This is a genomic window from Saccharicrinis aurantiacus (assembly GCF_001660705.2).
GTDB classification, from domain to species: Bacteria; Bacteroidota; Bacteroidia; order Bacteroidales; family Marinilabiliaceae; genus Saccharicrinis; species Saccharicrinis aurantiacus.
Map to the genome: position 1 here is coordinate 52,093 of NZ_LYBV02000033.1, position 21,506 is coordinate 73,598.

Here is a 21,506-nt window from a genome sequence, read left to right on the forward strand (position 1 = left end):
ACTAAAGATTAAGTTTTAGACCTAATGAAATGGTACGCATAGCAGAATAATTAAACCCAACTGCTCCGCTTAGTGATTGACGTGGATCGAGCCCCTGACGTGCTGATTTTAACCAAAGGTTATCACCCGTAGCATATATCTGACAATTATCTATACTTAAGCGTTCTATCAATTGTTTTGGTAAATTATAGCCAAGTGTAACGTTACGAATACTAAAATAAGATGCAGAAGTATAAAAACGATCAGAATAAGCATTCATATTCATATCGTTATATGTAAGAATTGGCACATCTGAATTTGTATTTAGCGGTGTCCAACGCTTTAACATATCTCTATGATAATTACCTCCTACTGTACTTCCCATAAGAGAACTGTAGTTTGAATCTAACAAGGTACCTCCAATTTGATAGGCCATTTGAACAGAGAGATCGAAGCCCTTATAATTTACCACAGAGCCTAATCCTCCAACAACATCTGGAATAGAATTTTTACCAGTTTTCACTAATGTTGCTTGGGTTGCATCCTCTACAGTTGATACAATTCTATTTCCATAATGATCAAACTCGTATTTATAAAACAGTGCTTTACCTGTTAATGGATCTACACCTGCAGATTCAATATCATAAAAATCAAACATGGTACCTCCCATCGATCTCCAATAATTAGTCTCCGCATAACCTGTAGGATCTTTTTGAGATGGTAAGCGAGTAATCTCATTTTTATAGTGGGTAGCATTAGCACTAACACTCCACCTTAGAGCATCTTTATTTATCAATTGCATATTTAAATCCAATTCAAAACCTGTATTACGCGATGCCATATCATTACGCCACTGAAATTGAGGTAAACCTTGCGACATAGGCAAATAGTATTTGAATAATTGATCGTTGGTATCCTGAATAAAAAAGTCGAATGATATATCTAAACTATTAAATAAACGAGAATCTAAACCAGCTGTGAAGTTGGTTCCGGTTTCCCACGTTAAGTCAGGATTACCTCTTGATCCGAATACAATGGCAGCTTCACCGCCTGTATCTACAACACTGTATTGATCTTGATAGGCATACCATGTTCCAATAGCATCCTTACCCTGAGTACCATAACTTACTCTAAGTTTAAGATTATTTACAAAATCAAGGTTTTTAATGAAGGTTTCTTCACTCATTCGCCATGATCCTCCAACAGACCAAAAATTTCCCCACCTGCTATCTGGATGAAAAACAGACGATCCATCTCTACGGATACTTCCAGATAAGTAATACTTATCTACCCAATTATAGTTCAACTGACTAAAATATCCTTCTAATGCATATTCCTGTAGACTAGAAGTTAAGCTTTGGTATAAACTAGCGTTCGCAAATTCCGGATTATTAGGATCAAAGAAATTAGCCATACTACCATTCATCTGGTTGCTTTTGTTTTGCTTTATCTCGTGTCCTAATAGAGCTTTGAAATTGTGACCGCCTATCGATTTAGAATAATTCATCAACTGGTTAAAGTTGATACTTGAATAACGAGAGGATGTTTTGTAACCCAAGCCACCAATAGAAGCAGCATCACCACCCACAGGAGACATAAACGTAGATATATTATTGAAATACAAATCGTACGCTCCATTAACAGTAAACGATAATCCTTCTGCAATATAGAAATCAGCTGCGCCTCTAAAGTTTACATTATCTGATTTATTATCGTTAATATTTGCGGTATTGGTAGCCATAGGATTAGATAAGGTACCAAATGGACGAGAAGTTTCTAAACCATAATCATACAAAGGCTGCCCATTGGTATCAAATTTTTGCACACCAGTATCAATATTATACTGATAAACAGGGTAAATAGGAGCTATGGATTGGGTAAACATAAATAAATTACTCTGACTCCCACCACTTCCTGTTGCTGAGTTTTGCATTGTACCAATATATGCTACACTACCTGATAGTTTTAACCACTTAGTAAACTTTTGGTCTATTTGAAAACGTGTACTCAAACGCTCAAAATCAGAACCTTGAATAATACCTTCGTCGGATAAATAGCCAAAAGAGGCATAATAACTAGATTGTTTAGAACCTCCACTAAAGCTTAAGTTATATTCCTGACGCTGCCCATTTTGAAAAGGCTCAGTTGTCCATTCATTGCCCCACTTAGTAGCTTTTGCATTAGGGTTAATCTTTCCGGTATAAGGATCTACCACTTCTTGATTATGAACATCGTGATATACGTTATATTTTAGATTCTGATCAATCAGCATTTTTGAAGCTTCGCGACCAGCACGTTCATAACCATAAGTTGATAATAAGGTATTACGTTGCGATTCCCATGCCAATTCATAATACTCGGTCGGATTAGTAACAATATCGTAATTAGAAACGCCTCGCATATTAATACCAATACGACTATCGAAATTAATTTTAACCGTTCCTTCTTTACCCCTTTTTGTAGTGATAATAATAATACCATTGGCTCCACGTGCTCCGTATAATGAGGTAGCTACAGCATCCTTTTGCACACTAAAGCTTTCGATATCCTGAGCTGGTATTGAGTTTAAAGAACCTTCGTACGGTACGCCATCTAATACAATAAGTGGTGCACTTGATGTTGACATAGAACCTACACCACGAACAACAATACTTGCTCCAGACCCTGGTTGACCAGAGCTTTGTGTAACCTGCACACCTGCAATGGTACCCTCTAATGATTTAGAAAGGTCAGCTGATTGCATTGTAGCTAGCTTTTCTCCTTTTATACTTGTGGCAGCACCAGTAAACGAACTCTTTTTCGTTGTTCCATATGCAACTGCTATTACCTCATCAAGCCCGATACTTTCATTATCAAGAATTACATTGTAATGATCGCGCTGATCTAGTTTTACAATTTGGGTTTGCATACCTATAAAACTAACCTGAATAGATTCTACATTCTGCTCAACAATCAGGTTGAATTCTCCATCCATATTGGTAACAGTACCACCTGAGGTGCCAAGTGCTATAACAGATACACCAGGTATACCAAGGTCGGTATCCTTTTCAATAACCAAACCTGTAATTGTTCTGTTTTGAGCCTGACAAACAGAGAATACAGATAAGGCCAGTATCCAAAATAAGACAATTGTTTTTTTCATCTGTTTAAAATTTATTTTCATTTGTCAGATAGAACATTCGAGTGATCATAATTAAACATGTAAGCATGTACTGCTTCATGATGAAGAATCGCTTGAATGTTCTATATAACTATTATGAGATCTACACTAATACACAAGCAACACCTACCATCACTTTATGCAAATAGAAAAACATGCATCCTATTAAAGATGCATGTTTAAATAAATCTATTGTTTTGTAAACTTTTTAGTTACTGAAGTATTGTCTCCTGACAACTCAAGCATATAAATTCCAGTTGTAAGCTTTGATACATCTATCGTAGCAGATGCTCCCGTTTTTCCGAGAATTCCATTTTTAATAGTTTCACCACTAACCGATAAAATACGATAATGTATTTCCTGAGTTGCAATAACGCTTGACGAAATATTAATAACATCTATTACAGGATTTGGATAAATACTAATTTCTTCTTTATCTAAATCCTCTACTCCAACACGAGTACTAATATGTACTATAGTTTCTGTTATTAATTTTGCTGAGTGTGGATCAACAGCAGTTATTAACAACTCTGTATTTCCAATTGATTGTGGTTTAATAATTAATTGGTTATCACTATAGAATAATTCTATCACATCGTTATTCTTAGTTACTGTATATACCAATTCCTCCATATCAGGATCGCTTATATACTCCCTTAAATCAATTGTGTAAGATAAGTTTCTATCATAACGGTAAACCATATCAAACTCTTTAATCAGCTCTGGTGCACGATTAACATTATTCACCTTAACTATAAAGGTATAAGTACTCATCAAACCTTTTGAATCTGTACCATTTACCACAACTCTGTGAATACCGGCACTAAAGAAATCAGGAGTAAACTGAAGTTCCATATTTCCGTCAACAAAATTGCCTTTAACAAAAGAATAATCTTCAGCTAATTCTAAGGTATAATCAAGGCCTCCCTTATGCGATGCATATAAAACAAAATCAACCGTATCATTCTCATGCAGCTCAATTACAAAATTTTGATCAATACCATATGAAGGACCATTATTTTTAATAAGCTCTGCCGATATACGAGTAAGCTTACTATTTGGATCATTAGAGTTGATAAATATCCTAGCCTTATTTGAAGTATTAAATACTCTAGAGGCATACATAGTTAAATCAAGATCAAGTGTTTCACCAGCTTTAACTGTACCACTTGTTAATGATGGCACCAACCAAATTGGTGAAATTTTATCGGTTTCAATAGCTTTCACCATCCAACCAACATTACGAACACCTAATTCAGTAACCAAACGGTAGGCAATACCTGTTGACCCAAAGAAATTACCCTCTTCATCCTCTGAATTAATTTCGCCTAATGCACAAGGAGAAATCATTTCCTTAGAATAGACAATACGGATAAAGAATGATTCTCCACCTTGTATCATAACAGGCGTATCTAGATCAACCATTTCTTTAACAACTTGATTGTTATACAATGGCGTATCGTAACTATAATTTACGCGTTGACTATATATCAAACCTGTTTTTAAGAACTCATCGTCACCCGCAAATACTTGTACCGTATAATATCCCTCAAGTGTATTACGATATGTGTAATAATGCTCTAACTGGTTAAAACAGAATCCATCTTCAGGTGCTACTAGGTGAGTTACTGTGTGTACATCAACCTCATCGCTACCCCAACCAAAAGTATGGAGTACTTTATCCGACAGTAGCTGAGTAATTACTCGTGACGACTTAGCAGCCTTTAATGATTTTGACTTAACCTTATTAACATCTGCAATTATAGGCTCTATACTATTTGACTCTGCAGTATATGGCACAAAACTATCCGTTGAGTATTCGTCGGCAGCAGTAGTAATATAATTATACTCAAAATTGATATCTAAAGTGAAGTTTAGGTCACTTTCACCCTCTTCATTGCTAATAGTAAATTGCTCATTTCCTATAAACGAATCATCAGGAGCGTAAGCTGTTATATCGGTTTTGTCAATACCTATAGATGGGGCAGGTATAACATTTGTAGTTACTACCATTTTATGTTTATACTCGTCTGCAACTTGATCCTCGGTTAAATTATACCAAGTCATATAGTCCATATCTTTTACAGCTTCGTATTCAACAAAAGTAAATTCGGTAAGTAATTCCCTCGTTTCGGTAGGTTTTTTATATAAACCAACTCTAGTCTGAAGTATACCTTCAGCAGGAACAGTAATAAAACTACCTTGATTTATTGCATTAGATGCATCAAACCATCCCCATGACTCAAAACCTGGTATTCTACCCGAGAATACATAAAGATTCATTTTATGATCATAATCAGCAGGAATTATAACTTTACCAAGTTTTAGATCTTTACGTCCTTTATTTTCTATGTTTAAATAATATACATATGATTCATCTTTTGGCGATTCAAAAGACACATATTCTGTTTCATCCTCAGCTAATTCTGTAACATAAACATTCCCCATATCGAGAGTTTCTGGTATATCTACCTGAATATCGCCATCAACAAATAGGTTAAAATCTACATTATATAAACCATTATTAACGGTATTGTTGATAACTGTAACAGTTTCAGTATACTCTCCTGCATAAAGATGTGTAGCATCAACAACGAAATTGTGAGTTGCACTTGCTCCTGCTGTTAAAGTATTTTTCTTATATGGGTAAAATTCAATAGCTGTATTCGCATCAACAAACATTGAATTAAAGGAGATAATTTCGCCTTCTGTTCCATCTTCATTTTCAATACCAATAGCAGATAAACTAGGAACCAATGAAATTTCACTTTCATTTAAATCGAAGTTATACTGGAATTTTATTGAGCCATCTTTTCGCAAAAACACTTGCCATGACATAGGGCCAGGTGACATTCCCAGTCCATCAGTAAACGATTGATATTGTACAACTACCATGTCTTCAAACTCCTGGTAGTAAATACCTGCATTTTTATCGTTATGTAGGTCGTTATAATTAAAGCCAAACATTGGGGCTATTATATTATTAGGACCATCTTCAGAAGGTACTCGAATTCCTCCTCTAGGGTATGCCTCTGTTTGTTCTGTAAATGATAGTACACCACAGTAACCTACATACAACATATTATAATCGTTACCATAATAGTTGAAATCCCATGGCAATTCTACTTCATTCCAGAAATTATCATAGTTGGTTAGATCCATAGACTCCAATTTTGTACCAGTTTCTACAATATCTATCCACTCGTAAGCAATCGTAGGAGTCAGTTTCTTTTTAAACGATTGGTATTGATAATCTTTTAAATCAGTACCTGACTTTAAGACTGACTGCTGCTCGTGCACAACCGCAGTACCCTTTATACCATATTCTAAATCACTTGCTCCGGTATTTGTTATTGTGAAGCTAGCGGCATCTTTAGTACCCGACCAAAGGTTAACATCAATACTTGAATTATCGCTAGAAATTAAAGGTGCTGATATTATATTACTAATTAAACTGATTAGCGTTTCTTCAGTATCATTAATAGTAACCTTCAATTGAGCTGCGTTTCTTTGTACTTTATCTGTTTTAGCCCTGATAGTAAAAAGCTCAATAGTCTCGGGCGATAATTCGTATGGGAAAGTACGGTCAGTAATAATTTCAAAGGCATCGGCATTATTACCTAACAATTCAATATTAGATATTATACCAGAGGCTCTACCGTCATTTCTAACTACTAAACTCTGAGTTAATTGTGATAAATGATAAGCATCACCAAAATTAAAGGCTTCAGAACCTACCGTGATATCAGCCTCGCCACCTTCTGTTACATTAATAGTTGCTTTGAAATTAACAAATGGCTTAGTAGGCTCATTTGTTAGTATTGGTAAGTACTCAATATAACTTTGCTCGTTAAGCTCGTCTGTTATTAAGCTATACTCAAGCTCAATAGAATCACCGGCTAATACAATTCCAGATGGGTTTGTAAGCGAATTAAATAATCCTAAACCTGGATTAATAAACTTAATATTTGTACCCTGCTGAATATTAGCGTCAATTACAGTTATTTGATTAGCAATAATTGCATCATCTTTTTCGATATCGTGCGCCCAAACTGCCCAAAATTTAGAGTTTGTAAATCCATCTAAATTATTATAACGGATTTCGATATTTCCATCCTTATGAAGTACCGCCTGAAAGGTAAGTTTATGTTGAATGAATTTTAGTGTTTCTTCATCGAGACTACCCATTGGGAAATCTTGATACTGAACTACAAAATGATCTCCAAAATCTTGGTAAAAAATCTTACTTTCAATATTCGGATCAAAAGCAAATGGCTCTCCTATAAACGAGATAGCTCGGGAAGGACTTGTGTCATCATTAGGTGCCATTGGGAAGGTACTGTATGTACCGTCTTCGGTAAATGCAATTAAACCAAATGGAGTGATGTAAGCTTTACGTTCTACTTTACCAAAAAATGGAAAACCAAAATTTAACTCAACCTCGTGTGTCCATTTCATTTCAACCCTATTGGCTATATCAGGCACCTCCATTCCTGTTTCGGAAATATCTTCCCAAGGTCCATAACTTTCTTTCTCACTAAAGTACCCGAATTTACTTACATTGGTTTCACTTTCAATAAAATCACTTGGTTTATCAGCAAATTTAGGCGTGTAATAATGTAAAGGATAATCCCCTTCATTTTTTAAAATAAAGGATCCTGTTAATACATCTCCGATGGCAACACTATCGTAAACAAGCTCTTGAGGATCTACTACACATACTGGTGGATTTACCGCATAACCTGTTACTTTAATCGTAAACTCTTCGTCGCCTCGATTATTATAAAAAGTAATATAATCGTTAAATGCTCCTTCATTTTTAGGTTCATACCCAAGACTGAAATAGACAGAAGATAAAGCATCTACGGTTCCTGGAGACCTATAAGCACCTGAACTTCCATTTACTAAAATTTCTTTAGACGATAAACCTGTTTTATTTCTATCAAGTACGAAATCACCTAAGCCTGAATTTGTAATATATGCCTGTACATTTTTCTCAGTACCAATTATTACTCTACCAAAATCAATTAGGTTGGTTCCTTCTACATTTGCCTCTTGACCTTCTACCACAGTTTGCATTCTGTAGCTAAGCATTTCATTATTGTGGTCGTTGGTTACAGTATTGATATCAAAACTGTAAGTACCATTAATAATATTAGTTACATCTATATCGTAGCTTACAGTTTCGATATTTACACCAGCGTCTTCATCGGAGTATATACGCCCTTCTGATTTAGGCATTGTAACAAAGGTATTACCTGCTGATAAATAACTCATGGCCTCAACCATAAATGCAAAACCTTCTATATAAATATCAGCTAATGGTTGCCACGATTCTCCGCGATTACTGCTATAAAAACAGTTCTCTTTGCCATAACCATCTTCCTCCTCAAAAGCAATTACTAAAGGATATTTATGTCCTGTTGGAGGATGTAAAACTACCCAAAAGTAAGCTCCTGGCTCAAAATGAAATTGAGAGTTTAATTCGTGCCTTACTGTTTGATCAATAGTATTAGTTGTAAGAGCCTGACGATGACGTAAACTCGCTGTAGCAATATCTCGGCCCTCAAATATTTCTACTATAATTTCTTCGCCCTGATTAAGTTCTACGTTAAAGCGGGCAGCTATATGTGTTAAATTAAAACCATTAGCACCAACTCCGTCTACCTCTGGCAGAACTCGGTATCGTGTAGCTGAAGAACTTGGATTTTCAGGATAAGCCTCTCCTATATAATAAAATGAAGATGCGTTAGTATACCCTTTAAATAAAGTAGTGTCAGCATGCTGATTATATTCTTTTAATGTTTGGTAAGGAGATGCCTCATATACTTGCGCCCCAGTCGATGCACTATAATTAGTAGCATTGCTTAATCCTGGTAAAGGTGCACTCCAATTATTTTGATTTGATAGATCAATATTCGTTTTCCAATTTAAAATACCTTCACCTTCATTATACAGATAAAATTCACCGCTTGCAGTAGTACTTGTAGTCGCATTAATGGTATGATTAACATATGGGTATTTACCAATAGATGCCGTATCTGTTGCATGAAAAACCAGCTTAGCAATAGGACCAGCTGTTGTTTGCTCACTAACAAGGTTTGAAATAAGTGATTTATTACCCCACTTATCTGTAGACTCTATAGCAATATAATATTTCGTTAATGGCTTAAGGTTGATCACATCACAGGTCATAACTTGACCAACTTCAATACTACTACTAGCATCTACTTTCTGATAAGGGATTGAATTTAAGTCACTCTGATTAAACTCTTCGCTTGAATAATAGATATGGTAAAATTCAGGGGCTCTGTTATAACCCGTTTTAGGTACCGTAAATTCAAGTTCAAATAAATCTTGACTAAAGGCTTTTATTTCTAAATCTATAATAGCCTCAGGTCCTGATGATGTTTTCTCATCTAAAGCATATAAAGCATTAATACTTCCCTTACCTAGTTTATTATAATACTTATGATCTTCTGGCACTTCTCCATATACATTATCAACTGATCCCTCTAGTATGGAAAATAATTCTGTATTGGTTAAGTTTTTATCTTTTAAGTATGAAACAACCAAAGCTGCCACCCCTGTCACATGAGGAGTTGCCATACTTGTACCTTCTAACCAGCCATAACCGCCATTAGGAACTGTACTGAAAATACCATGATGAAGAGGAATCTCATTTTCCTCATCCGTAAGTTCTTCATCAAAGTCCATATCTCCACCAGGAGCACTAATGTTAATCCAATCTCCGTAATTAGAGTAGCTCGCTTTTTCTTGATGTTTGTGAATTGAGGCTACTGTTAAAACTTCAGGTAAATATCCTGGATATAATTCTCCATCTTGGTTGGCATTTCCTGATGCAAAAATTACAATCCCACCTTTTAAAGGGCTTCCTTCAAAATTACCCGCTTCTGCAATAAAATATTTTATGCCTGCTTCAACGGACTCTTCACGATGTCCTTCTGTTGGATAACCCCAACTGTTTTGAGAAATTACTGCACCATTATCAGCAGCATAAACAAATGAGTTACCAATACCACCTTGATTATTACCATCAAATATCTGACAACTCATAATACGAATACCATCACCTTTACCCGTACCTCCGGCAATTCCGGCAATTCCTTCACCGTTATTAGTTACGGCTCCAATAGTTCCGGCCACATGAGTTCCATGTGTTCCTGCATTAATATAACCTGTATTAGATGCAAAATTATAGCCATACTTATCGTCAACGTAACCATTAAAATCGCTATCCACACCATCGCTTCCGTTAATCTCTTTCTCGTTGCGCCAAATATTAGCTTCAAGATCTGGATGCTTAAAATCCACACCTAAATCGTGAACAGAAACAACTACTGAATTATCTCCGGCACATTTCTCCCATGCCTTAAACACATTAATATGTGCTAAATCGAAACGCTCTAAAATTCCGGTAGGAGCATAATGATAAAGCTGATACATCAGCTCATCATCAAACATAAATTCCTGATCAGTAAAACTTTCGCTTGTAGCATTCTTTAGTTTGCCTTTATAAGGCACAAACTTGCTAGCATGTATGGCCTTTTCTCTGATACGTTCTGAACTTTCAATTAATGGTAGATTTGAAAAAGCAGTAACAACTCTGCTTAATTCTTCTTCTGAAGAATAATCTATTTCGTACCACAAATGCAGATCATACTTTCTATGGCGTGCTTCAAATTCTTCACTATAAGGGAAAACCCGTTTTATGTTTGTAGCCCTAATGTGCATTAATGCATCATCTAGCTCAACTACCCCAATTTGTGTTTGATTGTTCGATGCTGATTTTAGCATCATGCTTTCTACTTCTGGTTTTACTTTAACCCTGAATGTTCCTTGAAGATAACCCTCTTGAAATATTTGCTGGCCAATGCTATCGAACCCACAAAATACCAAGAAGAGTATCGCTAAAAGATAAACTCGTTTTTTCTGCATCTTAATTAATTTGACTTAAATAATAAATTGAAGTTTTACTTAAAGGTATACTAACCGCCTTGTAGAAAAGGATGTTCTAGAGAGAAGTAGCTAAAAAACCAAGCATATAAATAATTGATTTTTTGGCCACTCAAAATAAGTGAACATGGCCTTATTTTTGCAACACATTTTATACATAACGGTAAATACCACCTTAAGGCAATAGTGCAAATGAGGTGAAGTATTTTATATATTTTGACAAAGGATGCCTTAATATAAACTCAGAATAGCATCAATAAAACCTCACTCAAAAAATAAAAGCCACTCACACCACCTCTCTTATTATTAGTCAACAACCAATATATGAAACTACTAACACCTCTCGTGGTGTCAATTATTGTAACAATACCACAAATTATATTTGAACCATACTCATTCTATAGTTACAGCTTTATACAGTATTTTTGCCCCAAGATTAAAACAAATACAGTTCATTATTATGAAGAAGCATTTTACTGTACAATTATTTTTAGCCATAAGTATTTTTACATTTGCTCAAAACAAAAGTCAGAATTTTACTATTGAAGATAGTTTAGTTTATGAATTAGATGAAACCAAAGATAAAAAGGATAGTTATATCATTTTAATTGAACTTATTAAGTTGTACAAAATAGAAGAATACAACAAAGCTATTTTATATTGCAAGCAAGGTGAACTTCTAGCCCGTAATAATAATGACATTGATTGGCTTGCTCAATTCCAATTAGAATATGGCACTATATATTACAACCTTTCATCATATGTTAAAGCATTAGAGAAGTACTTTAAGGCTACTGAGAATTTTAAAAAAACGGATAATGCACTTCATTTGATCAAATGTTACAACAACACAGCAATGGTATATGATAGAATTAAAGAGTACCAAAAAGCTGTGGATTATTATATGCAAGCAATTGATCAGTTAAATTTAATAACCGATAACTTAAATGCTCACCGTAGTTATAAAGCACAACTATATAATAATTTGGCTAGTGCATATAACTCACTTGGAGAAACTGAAAAAGCTATACAATATTATATAGTAGCGCAACAGGAAGCGCAAAAACACAAAAACAACCAAACACTTGCATCTATCTATAATAACCTTGGAATTATAGAATTAACAAAATACAATCATTTAAAAGCTGGTAATTATTTCAAAAAAGCGATTAGTATTTATAAAGATAAGGATATACCTGATGGTCTCTCAAAAAGCTACAACTATTTAGGTGACCACTACTATTTTGCAAATAAATTTGATAGTGCAAAATGGGCAGCCAGGAAATCATTAGAGATTTCGCAAGAATTAAATTTATTAGAATATCAGCGTTCTTCGCATATGCTCTTATATTCAATATACGAGATGGAGAATAATTATAAGGACGCCTTAAATGAACACAAAATATTTAAACAACTCAGTGATAGTATCCAAAACACTCAAAAAATTATAAAACTTTCTCAACTTAGAGTTGCGAATGAAATAGAGCAAATTGAAAAGGCTGGAAAAGTTGAAAAAACCAAACTGAAATATAAATATTCACTCCTAATTGTAGTTTTAGCAACATCAATTGTAATACTGTTACTGATTATCAGAATTGCTCGTTTACAAAAAAAGAATCTTAATATTAAGTATAATAAGCTTGAGAAAGATGTTGAGGCTAAAAATCGTGAGTTAACTACAAATGTAATGTCGCTTATTCAAAAAAATCAGGTAATAACTGCTGTTCTTAAAGACCTAAAAAGTTTGCGCGACGATAAAAAAGGTAAATCTAACATTACTCTTGATGCCATTATTTTGAACTTGCAATCGCACTCAAGCAAGGAAGTTTGGAGAGAATTTGAATTACGTTTTAATCAGGTGCATAGTAAGTTTTACGAACACTTATTAAAAAGCCATCCTGATATTACACCAACTGAAAAAAGACTTTGCGCTCTGCTTAAACTAAACATGACATCAAAGGAAATTGCTGCAATAACCAACCAATCATTACGAAGTGTTGAAGTTGCTCGCAGCCGCTTACGTAAACGTCTTGGGATTACTCGTCAAGATGAAAGCTTAGTTAAATATGTTGAGTCTTTTTAAATACAATTGAAAGGGGTGCCAAATATTCAGCACCCCAGTGAGATAGGATATCAATTATTACTTTTTATTTATTTTTATTAAAGCCGTCTCATTATTACTATCAGTTACTTTTAATACATATAAGCCATTTGATAAATCTGAAATATCAAAACCCGTTAAAGCAGGACCATTAACCACTTTTACCAAACTGCCGCTTACATTGTAAACTTCTACTTTTTCTACTTCAGTAGAAATGTTTACTAACCCTGTAGTAGGATTAGGGTAAACAGAAATAGTTAGCTCGTTAATCTCTTCTAGGCTAGTTGCAATCCTCTCTAGGTAAAACACATTATCATTTCCTACATTTTCATCAACATCCAACACGGTTGTATAAGTATGATAACCATCTGCACTTACTGTTACATTATAACTTCCATAAGGTACATCGTTTAATAATGGAAATGGTCCGGCCCAATCGTAAATATAGGTGATGTCGACACTATGCATGTTCGTTGCATTACCAACTTCCTCTAATAGAACTGTGGCGCCATAAATATGACTCTCGAAGGCATCAGCACTTTCCCAAACACCTACTTTAAAGGAGATGGTTTGAGCAAAAACACTTCCAACAGATAGCATAGCTACCATCATAATCATTGTAAAATTTTTCATGTAATAAAATTTAAATTAATAATTAGGGGAATAGTATATGAATAGAAAAAAGCATCATTAGCTACTAAAGCTTTTCCCTTTTCATAAACCATTACCATTAAGTATATTGTAATTCTAGAATTCTGATTTGAGTAAAAACACAGTGAGCTGCATATTATACTTGATAAACGCGCAATACATAAGCAATAACCGATTAGAATATGATTGAAGAAATATCAGCAGCTATGTTTTACTTTATACTTCACAAAGTAGCTTGATATAAGGTAGTAATTCAAATTAGTTACCTTAATAAAAACTCAAAAGGCTGTTAATATAACCTCACATTTTAAACACGGCACAACTTACAAACTATACACATACGAGAAATCACTCTTACAATTCAATATTTTACAGAACAAAAAACTTACAATTTTACAATCGGTCAGATTTTATTAGGCCATGCAAATACAAGTAGAAATAGAATAAACGAATTTTGAGAAACCCATTTTTATTAAAACATTTTAATAATATTTGATGAATTTCAGATATTGAAGCCAGAGAATTCACGTAAGATACCATACAAAGGATAATCTGCATTGGATAATATTCATATTTACTACACATCAAACTCAGATCAAACTCACGTAAACGTGAGTTTGATCTGAGTTTGATGTGAATTTTATTAGGGTTAAATATGACTTTAAGCCCTGTTTATTATCAGTATAATAACTTTCAGAATTGTATCACTCCCCAGCAAACTGAATATTTGAACCAATAATATATACTATAAATCTTTATAATGAAACAGATGTAGACATTAATACAAACAAAAAAGCCCCAAGTTTAATACTTGAGGCTAATAATTTATTAGTGATTCAATTCTATTTCTTGATATAAACCTCAAGCAACTTAGAACCTTCTTTAGAATGAATAGAAATATCTCCCAGGCTTGCTGGTATCAAAACAGTTTCACCTTTTACAAGCGTTTCAGTTTTGTCTTCATCGTACATGATGGTTGCTTCACCATCAACACACATATAAACCGCAAAAGAATTTAATAAATAAACATCCCTTTCGTAACTATCTTTTACATCAATTATATTAGTAATAAAATAAGGACACTCTGCTAGGTTAACGGCTTCGTTAACTTTTAATTCATATGCAACCTTGTCATTACTACTTTTATAATCGTTTGCTTCCAGCGCTAAATCGGTATGCAACTCTCTTAAATTACCCTCACTGTCTTTTCTGTCGTAATCATAAATACGATAGGTTACATCGCTAGTTTGCTGTATCTCTGCCAATAAAACGCCTGCGCCAATTGCATGAATATTACCCGCAGGTATAAAAAACACATCGCCAGAATTTACCGAATGTGATTTTAACAAGCTGAGTAATTGACCAGACTTAAGAGCTTCTAGATACTCTTCTTTATTCGATTCATTATTAAAACCTGAAATTAATTGACTCTCAGCATCGGCATCAAGCACATACCACATTTCTGTTTTACCGTATGCATTATGCCTTTCGGCAGATAATTCGTCGTTAGGATGCACCTGAATAGATAAATCTTGTGTGGCATCGATGAATTTAAATAATAATGGAAACTCAGTTCCAAACTTATTATACACCTCATCGCCTACAACATCGCCCATATAAATTTCAATAAGCTCATCAAGGCTATTCCCTTTTAAAAAGCCATTTGAAACTACCGAAACATCACCTTCAACACCTGATAATTCCCATGATTCTCCTAAACTCTCACCTTTTCCATTTTTTGATAAAACTGACTTTAATTTCTTACCACCCCATATTTTGTCTTTTAATATAGGTGTAAATTTAAGGGGGTATAATTGCGTGCTCATAAATAATTGTGTTTTAGTTTACCGAGTAACAAATGTAATTACATTGTAATTGAATCTAAATTAATTAATAAAGTTATCTTTGCAAAAAATTATCCAAATGGAAATTAAGTCAGCAGAATTTCATAAGTCAAGTGCAAAAGCCAATCAATGTCCTGAGCCTAAAAAGCCCGAATACGCATTTATAGGCCGCTCTAATGTTGGTAAATCATCATTAATTAACATGCTATGCGATAAAAAAGCTTTAGCAAAAACCTCATCTACACCTGGTAAAACACAGTTGGTTAACCACTTTGACATTAACGAAGAATGGTTTTTGGTTGATTTACCCGGTTATGGTTACGCAAAAGTTAGTAAGACGGAGCGTAAAGCTTTTCAAGGACTGATAGATGGATATTTAAGACACAGAGCAAATTTAATGTGCCTTTTTGTTTTAATAGATATTCGCCATAAGCCTCAGAAGGTTGATTTAGATTTTATGGAGAAGATTGGCAATTGGGGTATTCCGTTTGTTATTGTATTTACCAAAGCTGATAAATTGCGCGACGAGCAAATTCAGGAATCAGTGCACGATTACCAAGCTGCATTGCTCGAAACTTGGGAAGAAACGCCTCCTTACTTTATTTCATCTGCCACTAAAAGCTTAGGAAAAGATGAAATATTAACATTTATTGAAGAGGTTAATCAGAGTTGGGAAAAATAATTTCTCAGGTCTACTGCTTAATTAATAATAAAAAGTTAACATTCCGCTCCTAGCCCAATAAGCTAAATGCTAGCAGATTAATAATACAAAAAAGATATAATGATTATAAATAAGACCTAGTTTTATTAACAAATCATGAAATTTGTATCTTTGCGAGATATTTCTGAATAATAACTGATAAACAATTAAGTACAATGCCACCAAAAGCTCCCATTAAGATTTTTACGGGTACTTCATCAAAATACCTAAGTGAAAAAATTAGCCATTATTCCGGAAGGGATTTAGGGAACATCAAAAAATTAGATTTTAGCGACGGAGAATTTGCTGTTGCTTTTCAAGAAACGATTCGTGGTTCACACGTATTCTTGATTCAATCTACATTTCCACCAGCGGATAATTTGTTGGAATTGTTAATGATGATTGACGCTGCCAAAAGAGCTTCGGCTTATAAGGTAGTTGCAGTTATTCCTTACTTTGGATTAGCTCGTCAGGATAGAAAAGATCAACCGCGCGTATCTATTGGTGCTAAATTAGCTGCCGATATGCTTACTGCCGCAGGGATTGACCGACTAATCACAATGGACTTACATGCCGATCAAATTCAAGGTTTCTTTAACCTTCCAGTTGATCACTTGTATGCAAGTTCAATCTTTTTACCACACATCAAAAGCTTAAACTTAGATAACTTAGTTATAGCTTCTCCTGATGCAGGTGGTTCTAAAAGAGCTAATACTTATGCAAAATTCTTAGATGTGCCAATGGTTATTTGTCACAAATCAAGAGCTAAAGCAAATGTTGTTAGCGAAATGCGCGTTATTGGAGACGTAAAAGGGAAAAATGTAATTATTGTAGATGACATGATTGACACTGCAGGTACTTTATCAAAGGCTGCTGATGTTATGAAAAGTGAAGGTGCTTTAAGCGTAAGAGCTATGGCCACTCACCCAGTTTTATCTGGAGCTGCATATGATAACATTAACAACTCTGCCTTAGAAGAAGTATTTGTTACTGATTCTATTCCATTAACTCAGAATATTGATAAAATTAAGGTTTTATCGGTAGCTGAGCTTATTGCCGATACAATTGAAAAGGTGTATTACTACAAATCAATTAGTAATCAGTTTTTAATATAAAATATAAGGGAGCTTTTAAAGCTCCCTTTTTTTATACCCAATAATTGTATTGAACTAGGTAGATTACAAACTTTTATCTATCTTTGCGCCGCCTTAAGGCAAAAACGTGTGATGGGAAATAAACAAACTCATAATCAATCGTTTATTTTGAGTAGCACAAAAAAATAAGAAAATGCAAAAAATTGAATTAAAAGGCTCTAAAAGAGACGTTATTGGCAAAAAAGCTGCCAAAGCTATTCGTGCTGAAGACAAAGTACCTGCTGTATTATATGGTGGTAAAGAAGTTGCTCACTTTGCAATTGATGAAAAGCAAGTGAACAAATTAATCTATACTCCAAATGTATACCTTGTAAGCCTTGATCTTGATGGAGAGAAAGTTGATGCTGTTATGCAAGACGTTCAATTCCACCCTGTATCAGATAAAGTATTACACGCTGACTTCTTACAAATTTCTAACGACAAGCCTGTTGTTATTGAAATCCCTGTTACATTAGAAGGTTTCGCAGAAGGTGTTAAACAAGGGGGTAGATTATCTCTTGAGCAACGTAAACTTAAAGTAAAAGCTTTACCTGCTAACTTACCTGATTCATTAAACGTTAAAATTGACCACCTTACTTTAGGTACGTCAGTACAAGTTGGTGAATTATCTTTCGAGAACTTGGAGTTATTAAATGCTAAAAACTCTGTAGTTGCTGCTGTTAAGTTAACACGTGCTGCACGTGCTGCTCAACAAGCTGGTGGCGAAGAAGAAGCATAATTGTAACAACAATTATAAAATCAAAAAGCCTTCATATTTTATATGGAGGCTTTTCTTATTTTGATACATAGCTAACAAGCGTTACTTTTGCATCATCTTAAAAAATCACAGAACATCGATTAATTAATAATGAAATACTTAGTTGTAGGATTAGGAAATATCGGTAGCGAATACGAAAATACACGCCATAACATTGGTTTTGATGTGCTTGATGTACTTGCTAAAGAAGCCAAGTTGGAGTTTGAAAACCTAAGGTATGGCGCCGTAGCAACTTATAAATATAAAGGCAAATCAATTATATTACTTAAGCCCAGCACTTATATGAATTTAAGTGGGAAAGCTGTGAGATATTGGATGCAACAAGAAAAAATTAGCCAAGAGAATGTATTGGTTGTTGTTGATGATTTAGCACTTCCGTTTGCTTCGGTTCGTATGCGCCAAAAAGGTAGTGATGCTGGACATAACGGACTGAAAAACATTCAAGAAATTTTAGGCAATGCCAATTACTCACGCATCCGTTTTGGCATTGGCGATAATTATTCTCGTGGTAAACAAATAGATTACGTTTTGGGTAAATGGACTAAGGACGAAGAACCTGCCTTACACGAACCTATTGATATTGCCATTAAAATGATTCAGGGTTTTGCTACCATTGGCCCAGCCAGAACAATGAATACTTATAATAAAAAATAAAGGTCTCTGCGCTATGGAAGATTCAGGAATTAGAATAGATAAATATTTATGGGCCATTAGAGTTTTTAAAACACGCAGTGTGGCTGCTGAAGCCATAAAAAAAGGCCGTGTTTTAATTGGCGGACTTCCTGTTAAAAACTCTAGAATTGTTAAAGTTGGACTAGTAATTGATGTGAAGTTTCCTCCAATTACTCGCTCCTTTAAGGTTTTAGCCCTAAGTGGAAAAAGAATGGGTGCCAAGTTAGTTCCTGATTTCATGAAAGAAGTAACTACGGATGAGCAATTAGAAATTATGGAAATGACGCGACTAACCAATGCCATGGGCAGACGCAAAGGATTAGGTAGACCTACGAAAAAAGACCGCAGAGATATTGATAAAATGGAAGTTGATGATTGGGATTTTTAATGTATCACTCAACACAGTTAATTCCTCAGTATTAGTTAAAGTATTAAAAGACCAGTTATTATGATAGTTGCAAGAGAAAAAAAAGAAACCAATATAGTTGAGTACATCTTATATATGTGGCAAGTTGAAGATTTAATACGTGCCTACGAATTAAATATAGAAGCCATTAAAGAAAATATTATACCACAATACAATATAAGTGGAGATGAGTTAAACGAAACTATTGAGTGGTACGATAACCTAATTGAAATGCTCAAAGTAGAGCAAAAGATAGAAAAAGGTCACATACAAGCAATTATTAACACTGTGAATGACCTTAACCGCTTGCACCTAGAGTTACTTAAGGATACTAAAGAAATTGCATACCGCCATATTTACAATGCTACTCTTCCTTTTATTACTGAGTTTGATGAGAAAACAGGTAAAAAGCTAAGTAATGAAATAGAATGTTGCCTAACTGCAATCTACAGTCAGTTTTTACTAAAACTACAAGGTAAAGAAGTATCCGAAGGAACTGCAGAAGCTGTTAAGTCATTCAGCAACTTTTTAGCATTTTTAAGTGGAAAATACCACGATGAGCAAAAGGCTGAGAAGGAATATGATCCGGAAGCAAATTAATTGTAATAATAGAATTCTATAAATACAAAAACGGCGCTAAGATTTACTCTTAGCGCCGTTTTTATTAGGAAAAAATTTGTGATTAAAGCTTAATAACTCTTACTCTCCCCACTTGACCTGTTTTCAGTTTAACTTCGATTCCTTTTAAATGAAACGACTCTTCAGTTAAAACTTCTTTAACAACTCCTGTGGTTAGTCCACCATTCTTCTCATCTTGCTTCATCAAGATTGATACCTTACTTCCCGCTTTAAGGTTCTTTCTTTCTCTAAAATCCATAAAAAGTGATCTATAATAAAATTAATTTATAAGCTTTTTCCACTCAATATATTCTCGAAAACAATTTTCGAGCCATATAATTCATTCTCTTAATAATATCAATCTAACAATTCAACATAGCGCAGTATAAGTTCGAAGATATTGCACCTTCTCACCTTTCATACTAATACATACAATGGAAAGTATATAATTGTTCGATGTGTTAAAATTGGGGTGCAAATATATTAATTATATGTAAACACAATCCGAAATTAATATTTTTAAACATCTAAATAGGTAAGAAAACATCAGATAGGACGCTATATCAGTATTAAAGCACTATTAAGTTCCTTTAAAACCCGAATTATCCCTAAACGATTTGGCAATAGAATGGGCTGCCAAAGGTGATGTTAGGTAAATAAATAAAATAATAAGTATCGATTTTAGTCGTACATCCCAATAATCAAAATAAAAAATAACCCCCAATGTAATAAGTAAAACGCCCAATGATGTTGCCTTAGTAGCCGCATGTACACGACTATACAAATCTTTAAATCGTAACAAACCAATGGCAGCAATTAATATCCACAAGGATCCCAACACTATAAATACTGAAATAATAATATCATTCATGATTCTTGTTTTTATGTTTTAAAAAAGTTGAGATAGCAACTGTACCTATAAATGATATCAGTGAAATTATAATAGCTATATCAACATACATTCCTTTATTAATAGCGATACTATAAATTAATACAAACCCCATAGTTATTGATGCCATAAAATCCATTGCCACAATACGATCGTGCATAGTTGGTCCCTTTATTAACCTTATAAAGGCTAATAAAAGAGCTGCTAACAAAAATACAAACCCTATTAGCTGAGCAATATTTAAAATTTCAGTACCTACCATATTATACTGTTAGTTTTAGTATTTTATCCTGCATCTGTTCAATCTCATTCACAACCGCTTCCCTATCTTCATTATATAGGCAATGAACAAGCAAAGTATTCTGATCCGAATTAATATCAACACTTAGAGTTCCTGGAGTCATTGATAATAAGTTTGTAAATAATAATATATCTCTCTTAGAACTCACTCGAAGTAATACCTCGATAAAACCCGGGCTAGTATTCATTTTAGGACTTAAAATATCAAAAGCTATTGATAAGTTAGCTTGCAACATTTTGAGTATATAATACAACAGAAACATTACGATACGATATGACTTTATAAAGATCTTCATAA

General features: G+C 34.1%; 15 protein-coding genes. 7 read left to right on the plus strand and 8 right to left on the minus strand.

What is annotated here, in order from left to right; all coding sequences use genetic code 11:
* Position 1: 1 nt before the first annotated feature.
* A complete protein-coding gene (locus tag A8B35_RS16310; RefSeq protein WP_075603492.1) occupies positions 2-3,121 on the minus strand; it encodes a SusC/RagA family TonB-linked outer membrane protein in 3,120 nt (1,039 codons plus the stop codon).
* Between the two features lie 207 nt (positions 3,122-3,328).
* The gene (locus tag A8B35_RS16315; protein WP_075603493.1) at positions 3,329-11,098 is read right to left on the minus strand and encodes a S8 family serine peptidase; all 7,770 of its coding nucleotides are present in this window, start codon (positions 11,096-11,098) and stop codon (positions 3,329-3,331) included.
* Positions 11,099-11,576: 478 nt separating this feature from the next.
* Between A8B35_RS16315 and A8B35_RS16320 the strand changes: the two genes are divergently transcribed.
* A complete protein-coding gene (locus A8B35_RS16320; protein WP_075603494.1) occupies positions 11,577-13,199 on the plus strand; it encodes a tetratricopeptide repeat protein in 1,623 nt (540 codons plus the stop codon).
* Between the two features lie 57 nt (positions 13,200-13,256).
* Here A8B35_RS16320 and A8B35_RS16325 read toward each other — a convergent pair whose 3' ends face one another.
* Both A8B35_RS16325 and A8B35_RS16330 read right to left on the minus strand, forming a co-directional pair.
* Positions 13,257-13,850 carry a T9SS type A sorting domain-containing protein gene (locus A8B35_RS16325; protein ID WP_075603495.1) on the minus strand — a complete coding sequence of 198 codons (594 nt, stop codon included), beginning with the start codon at positions 13,848-13,850 and terminating at the stop codon, positions 13,257-13,259.
* Between the two features lie 860 nt (positions 13,851-14,710).
* Positions 14,711-15,694, minus strand: coding sequence for a type I phosphomannose isomerase catalytic subunit (locus tag A8B35_RS16330; protein WP_075603496.1), 984 nt, complete (start codon positions 15,692-15,694; stop codon positions 14,711-14,713).
* A 97-nt stretch (positions 15,695-15,791) separates the two neighbouring features.
* On the opposite strand from A8B35_RS16330, the gene yihA reads away from it, so the two are divergent.
* The 6 genes from yihA (at position 15,792) to A8B35_RS16360 (ending at position 20,001) form a co-directional block, all read left to right on the plus strand.
* On the plus strand, positions 15,792-16,394 hold the full coding sequence (yihA, locus tag A8B35_RS16335; protein WP_075603497.1) for a ribosome biogenesis GTP-binding protein YihA/YsxC: 603 nt from the start codon (positions 15,792-15,794) through the stop codon (positions 16,392-16,394).
* Between the two features lie 194 nt (positions 16,395-16,588).
* Complete coding sequence (locus A8B35_RS16340; RefSeq protein WP_075603498.1) at positions 16,589-17,527, plus strand: ribose-phosphate pyrophosphokinase; 939 nt, start codon at positions 16,589-16,591, stop codon at positions 17,525-17,527.
* Positions 17,528-17,699: 172 nt separating this feature from the next.
* Entirely contained in the window at positions 17,700-18,284 is a 585-nt protein-coding gene (locus tag A8B35_RS16345; RefSeq protein ID WP_075603499.1) for a 50S ribosomal protein L25/general stress protein Ctc, read from the plus strand.
* A 129-nt stretch (positions 18,285-18,413) separates the two neighbouring features.
* The gene (gene pth / locus A8B35_RS16350) at positions 18,414-18,977 is read left to right on the plus strand and encodes an aminoacyl-tRNA hydrolase (protein ID WP_075603500.1); all 564 of its coding nucleotides are present in this window, start codon (positions 18,414-18,416) and stop codon (positions 18,975-18,977) included.
* 13 nt (positions 18,978-18,990) lie between these two features.
* A complete protein-coding gene (locus A8B35_RS16355) occupies positions 18,991-19,383 on the plus strand; it encodes an RNA-binding S4 domain-containing protein (RefSeq protein WP_075603501.1) in 393 nt (130 codons plus the stop codon).
* A 60-nt stretch (positions 19,384-19,443) separates the two neighbouring features.
* Entirely contained in the window at positions 19,444-20,001 is a 558-nt protein-coding gene (locus A8B35_RS16360) for a DUF4924 family protein (protein WP_075603502.1), read from the plus strand.
* Positions 20,002-20,083: 82 nt separating this feature from the next.
* On the opposite strand, the gene A8B35_RS16365 is transcribed toward A8B35_RS16360, so the two are convergent.
* The 4 genes from A8B35_RS16365 to A8B35_RS16380 all read right to left on the minus strand — a co-directional run bounded on the left by A8B35_RS16365 (position 20,084) and on the right by A8B35_RS16380 (position 21,504).
* Positions 20,084-20,278, minus strand: coding sequence for a YwbE family protein (locus tag A8B35_RS16365; protein ID WP_075603503.1), 195 nt, complete (start codon positions 20,276-20,278; stop codon positions 20,084-20,086).
* Between the two features lie 321 nt (positions 20,279-20,599).
* Positions 20,600-20,890, minus strand: coding sequence for a monovalent cation/H(+) antiporter subunit G (gene mnhG, locus A8B35_RS16370; protein WP_075603504.1), 291 nt, complete (start codon positions 20,888-20,890; stop codon positions 20,600-20,602).
* Entirely contained in the window at positions 20,883-21,170 is a 288-nt protein-coding gene (locus A8B35_RS16375) for a monovalent cation/H+ antiporter complex subunit F (protein ID WP_083634490.1), read from the minus strand. Before A8B35_RS16375 ends, mnhG begins: the two co-directional genes overlap by 8 nt.
* A 1-nt stretch (position 21,171) precedes the next feature.
* On the minus strand, positions 21,172-21,504 hold the full coding sequence (locus A8B35_RS16380) for a Na+/H+ antiporter subunit E (RefSeq protein ID WP_075603505.1): 333 nt from the start codon (positions 21,502-21,504) through the stop codon (positions 21,172-21,174).
* Positions 21,505-21,506 lie beyond the last annotated feature (2 nt).

Excerpts from the sequence above, each read along its gene's own strand:
- A8B35_RS16310 (WP_075603492.1), bottom strand. The coding sequence starts at position 3,121 with ATGAAAAAAACAATTGTCTTATTTTGGATACTGGCCTTATCTGTATTC.
- A8B35_RS16315 (WP_075603493.1), bottom strand. The coding sequence starts at position 11,098 with ATGCAGAAAAAACGAGTTTATCTTTTAGCGATACTCTTCTTGGTATTT.
- A8B35_RS16320 (WP_075603494.1), top strand. The coding sequence starts at position 11,577 with ATGAAGAAGCATTTTACTGTACAATTATTTTTAGCCATAAGTATTTTT.
- A8B35_RS16325 (WP_075603495.1), bottom strand. The coding sequence starts at position 13,850 with ATGAAAAATTTTACAATGATTATGATGGTAGCTATGCTATCTGTTGGA.
- A8B35_RS16330 (WP_075603496.1), bottom strand. The coding sequence starts at position 15,694 with ATGAGCACGCAATTATACCCCCTTAAATTTACACCTATATTAAAAGAC.
- yihA (WP_075603497.1), top strand. The coding sequence starts at position 15,792 with ATGGAAATTAAGTCAGCAGAATTTCATAAGTCAAGTGCAAAAGCCAAT.
- A8B35_RS16340 (WP_075603498.1), top strand. The coding sequence starts at position 16,589 with ATGCCACCAAAAGCTCCCATTAAGATTTTTACGGGTACTTCATCAAAA.
- A8B35_RS16345 (WP_075603499.1), top strand. The coding sequence starts at position 17,700 with ATGCAAAAAATTGAATTAAAAGGCTCTAAAAGAGACGTTATTGGCAAA.
- pth (WP_075603500.1), top strand. The coding sequence starts at position 18,414 with ATGAAATACTTAGTTGTAGGATTAGGAAATATCGGTAGCGAATACGAA.
- A8B35_RS16355 (WP_075603501.1), top strand. The coding sequence starts at position 18,991 with ATGGAAGATTCAGGAATTAGAATAGATAAATATTTATGGGCCATTAGA.
- A8B35_RS16360 (WP_075603502.1), top strand. The coding sequence starts at position 19,444 with ATGATAGTTGCAAGAGAAAAAAAAGAAACCAATATAGTTGAGTACATC.
- A8B35_RS16365 (WP_075603503.1), bottom strand. The coding sequence starts at position 20,278 with ATGGATTTTAGAGAAAGAAAGAACCTTAAAGCGGGAAGTAAGGTATCA.
- mnhG (WP_075603504.1), bottom strand. The coding sequence starts at position 20,890 with ATGAATGATATTATTATTTCAGTATTTATAGTGTTGGGATCCTTGTGG.
- A8B35_RS16375 (WP_083634490.1), bottom strand. The coding sequence starts at position 21,170 with ATGGTAGGTACTGAAATTTTAAATATTGCTCAGCTAATAGGGTTTGTA.
- A8B35_RS16380 (WP_075603505.1), bottom strand. The coding sequence starts at position 21,504 with ATGAAGATCTTTATAAAGTCATATCGTATCGTAATGTTTCTGTTGTAT.